The organism is Sulfolobales archaeon, from assembly GCA_038897115.1.
Lineage (GTDB): Archaea > Thermoproteota > Thermoprotei_A > Sulfolobales > AG1 > AG1.
Genome location: JAWAXC010000157.1, coordinates 1 through 3,706 on the forward strand (window position 1 = coordinate 1; position 3,706 = coordinate 3,706).

Annotated in this window: 5 protein-coding genes; 1 reads left to right on the plus strand and 4 read right to left on the minus strand. The window is 46.0% G+C overall.

The window, feature by feature from the left end; translation table 11 throughout:
• Positions 1–236 precede the first annotated feature (236 nt).
• A complete protein-coding gene (locus tag QXE01_12075) occupies positions 237–512 on the plus strand; it encodes a hypothetical protein (GenBank protein MEM4971976.1) in 276 nt (91 codons plus the stop codon).
• 31 nt (positions 513–543) lie between these two features.
• On the opposite strand, the gene QXE01_12080 is transcribed toward QXE01_12075, so the two are convergent.
• From QXE01_12080 to QXE01_12095, 4 genes are all read right to left on the minus strand, one after another.
• Positions 544–1,287 carry a hypothetical protein gene (locus QXE01_12080; protein MEM4971977.1) on the minus strand — a complete coding sequence of 248 codons (744 nt, stop codon included), beginning with the start codon at positions 1,285–1,287 and terminating at the stop codon, positions 544–546.
• Between the two features lie 76 nt (positions 1,288–1,363).
• Positions 1,364–2,116, minus strand: a complete 753-nt coding sequence (locus tag QXE01_12085) for a Panacea domain-containing protein (GenBank protein ID MEM4971978.1) — start codon at positions 2,114–2,116, stop codon at positions 1,364–1,366.
• Positions 2,117–2,153: 37 nt separating this feature from the next.
• Positions 2,154–3,353 carry an ATP-binding protein gene (locus QXE01_12090; GenBank protein ID MEM4971979.1) on the minus strand — a complete coding sequence of 400 codons (1,200 nt, stop codon included), beginning with the start codon at positions 3,351–3,353 and terminating at the stop codon, positions 2,154–2,156.
• Between the two features lie 95 nt (positions 3,354–3,448).
• Positions 3,449–3,706 (minus strand): zinc ribbon domain-containing protein (locus QXE01_12095; GenBank protein MEM4971980.1); only part of this gene is annotated, 258 nt, incomplete at its 5' end.

The following is a 3,706-nucleotide window of genomic DNA, read 5'->3' on the forward strand; positions in this document are numbered from 1 at the left end:
GGTTCATCACGGTTTCCCCTAGCCCCCTCCCCACGGTTCACCCATGGGTCTCGGGAACCAGGGGTCACTAACACTCATAACCTCCAGAGCTTATAAGTTTCCCTGAATATGAAGAATTCTAGAAACAATCAAAAAAGAAAACAGCCAAGCACTGTGATGAGGGCTTTGGCGTGTTCCAAGGTCTACTCTAAGATCCCGAGGGCTATAGAAGTTGAAAACCCTATGCCTGGCAGGCAATGCTGTATAGGGGGATTTTATATGCATATTCAATACTGGATCTCGAAAAACCAGTTCTTATCAAGATAGAGCCGCCGGTGGATAAGAGGGAGAGGCTAAGAACAATGCTGGAGGGGAGGAGAGTAACTGTTAGAGGGAAGACATACTGGGTTGGAGGTCTTCTGAAGAAGATTAGAGGAGAGAGGATAGCATCATGGGTATACCTAATGCTGAAGAAATCCATCAAAGCGATAGAGGAAACCTGTAGAGGGAGATACAGGATAATAAAGATCTAGGCTTTGAAGAATATTATGAGGCTCTAGCCTTCTACACGTTTTCTGCCCTAGTTTTGCTGGCTGTTGTTCTCTGTAGCTGTATTGTTTCTAGCTTTTCTAGGTCTCTCCATATCTCTATCTCTATATTGTTTATTATTATGTAGTGTCTATTCTGCTGGCTGCTGTCTATATATATGTATTTGGATCCCCATGGGAATTCATGGGTTTTAAACCCTCCCGAGTGCATATGCCCATTAATCACTAGCATCGGTCTTATGATCTTTATTGCTTCTAAAGCTGTTCTAGACCCTATACCCTCCACCATGAATGGGAATAGGTTTGGCAGATAAGGCGTCTCGTGGATTAAAAGGATATCTACTATATCACCTGCAAGCCTCCTAGCTATTTCCAGGAACTCCTCGGGTTTCCTCCTAGGAACCCCTTTTCTCTGCCTGCGACCAGTTGATATGATCCCGCTTATGCCTGTGACACGGAGACCTCCTATATCATATACTCTTCCATCATCCATAAGCACTGGTAGATATTCATCGGATCTAATATTATATAGCTTTGAGAGGACATCCATGTTCTCGTGGTTACCATAGATTGTGAGTACAACTGTTCTCCTAAGCAGCTCGTAGAACTCACCAACATTAACAGCAGTGCCCCAATCACCGCATGACAATAGATATTCAGGGCTATGATAATCAACAATAGATAATAGCCACTCCCAAGCCATACCCTCATCAAAACCCCTATAGATCCTCTTGTCATAGTGCAGATCGCAGATAACCATGATCCTCAAATCAAGCCGCCCCAGCTTTTCTTCTCCCCATATAATATCCCTTCAAGAATCAAATGTTTAAGTGCTATTAGCTTCTAATAGCCTCTGCTGCTATGTTGAGGATCTCGGTATATAGATTCTTTGCCCTATTCTTGATATCTGTTGGTAGTGGTTCTTTTGATGATGCGTGTTTATTCATCTCCTCTAACAGATCTAGTAGATCCTTTGTTATCTCGTTAAGACGTTTAACATCATATGTTGAGAGGTGTCCCGCGGCTATTGCGTAGAGGGCTAGCATCTCCTTTGGTAGCATTTCGAATGCTTCTCTATACTCATCGTATAGCCTTCCCACCAGCTCGATAACACTATCTCGATCCCTATCTACGCTCCTAGCAAGCTCGAAGATCTCTCTATACCAGTCGAATGCTATCTTCTCACCCATGCCGAGGCTCTCTATGCTATACTCCTCATACACCCTTGTAAGCAACATCTTCAAAGGCATGAAACCATACTCTCTAATCACCTTATCTATAACTCTTTTCACATCCTCTGGGAGAGAAGGCGGCTCTCCCAAGGCTATATATCTCACCTCGGGTCCAGCATCAACATATAGACGTTCCGATCTAACCAGAGTATCAAGAGCATCAAGAACCTCCCTTGAGAAGGGTCCGAAGAACCATCGCTTCCACCCAACACCTGTAACTCTATGCCCAAGCTCCTTAGAAGATATAGCATCGACTAGGAATAGAAGCTTCGTCAAACGCGTACGCCCAACACCCCTTGGGAAGCGGGAGACCATATAGAGTATAATATCGCTCAACAGCGGAATAGCGATCTTCACCCCCATATCTAGATCCTAAAAACTTAAGAGAAAACAGCTATGCCATAGCTTCTCTGATAACGTCTTCTGGGGAGATCCTCCGGCTTCTCTTCCTAGCCATTGCTTTTAATGCGTGGTAGTATGCTGGGATCTGGAATGCGTATTCCCTGCCTATCCATGGTTCGCTGGGGATCTCTGAGATCTTATCTGCAGCTGCTATGTATATAGCTATGTTTCTCTTGAGCATCGCTGTCTTGAAGTCTATGTCTGCATCGTCTATATTGCTAGCAGCACTCCAAAGCTCCTCCCAGAGCCTCTCCCCAAAGGTTTTCTGCATCTTCTCTACAAATTTCGAGAGCCTCGTTAGAACCTCTCCCTCAAGCCATCTCTTCAACCCTCTTTTCCATATCCTCTCCAGAGCCCTCGGGTTCCCCCCAGCTAGTCTCCAGAGGAGCTCTCTAGACTCTTCAGAGCCGATCCCGAGCTCCCTAGCGACCCTATAGTGAAGCCCTATCTGGGTTATGAGCTCCTCAGAGGAGATCCTAGATAGGTTCCACATAAAAGCCCAATTAACCTTGCCACCTACTATATCCATGATCTCCTCCACTAGTGCGTCACTTGTTAATACTGCAACAGCTATCGATCCCCTTCTCCTAGAGTAAACTCTATTATCTTCCCTTATATCGTTTGCAAACACCTCTAGCCAGTCCCTAAAGGCTCCCAAGCTCTCCCTACCGCTAGCCCTGGCCTCATCCAGCACTATCAATATATTCTTACCTTTCTCAAACTTCCTAGCGATCCTATCTACTAGGATTGCTATGAGCTTCGCTGCATCCACCAAACCCTTAACAACGCCCGACTGATCTAAAGAACCTCCGAGGCTCGATACTGCTTCTGCAAGCAACCCCCAAAGATCCTTAGAGCTATATGCCCTAGACACATCCCAAGAAACCCTGGGCTTTGCAGAGACATAGACGAGCTCATAGCCGCTTTCAAAACCCTCCCGCTCAAGCTCTGCAAGGGAATATCTGAGAGCACTAAATAAAGTGCTCTTACCACATCCCTTGGGTCCATAGAGAACAGTGATCCAGCCACCCTCAACAACACCCTCCTCATCAACCATATTCCAAACCTCAGCCTCTCGATCCACAAACCTCCATGGGATATGTTCATCCCTTATCACATACCCATGCATCCTAGAAACGATCTCATCAATCATGTGTTTATCCTCACCCTTGATCCTCTCCTCTACAGCCATACCCTGCCCAAAATAGATACCTTAACAGATATATAGAAAGAGCAGAAGCTATAGCCCTATCTCTTTTCTCTATTTTCTCTGACCTCCTCCCCGCCCTAAAGGGTGGGGAGGTTTGGGGCTACATCCCCGGCTTCCGCCGGGTTTAGCCTCACGCCCGGTCTTAGGCGTGTTACCCCTACCCCGCATAGTGCGGGGCTCGGGGTTATGGCTCTACTCTTAGCTAGTATGTTGAATGCCCCCACGAGGTCTGCGTTGAATACGATGTTATGCTTGTAGCATTTGAACAGCCCTCTCGATATTCTCTTGTGATTCTCTATTGCCCTGCATATTGGGCATGTTCTAGATGTATCCTT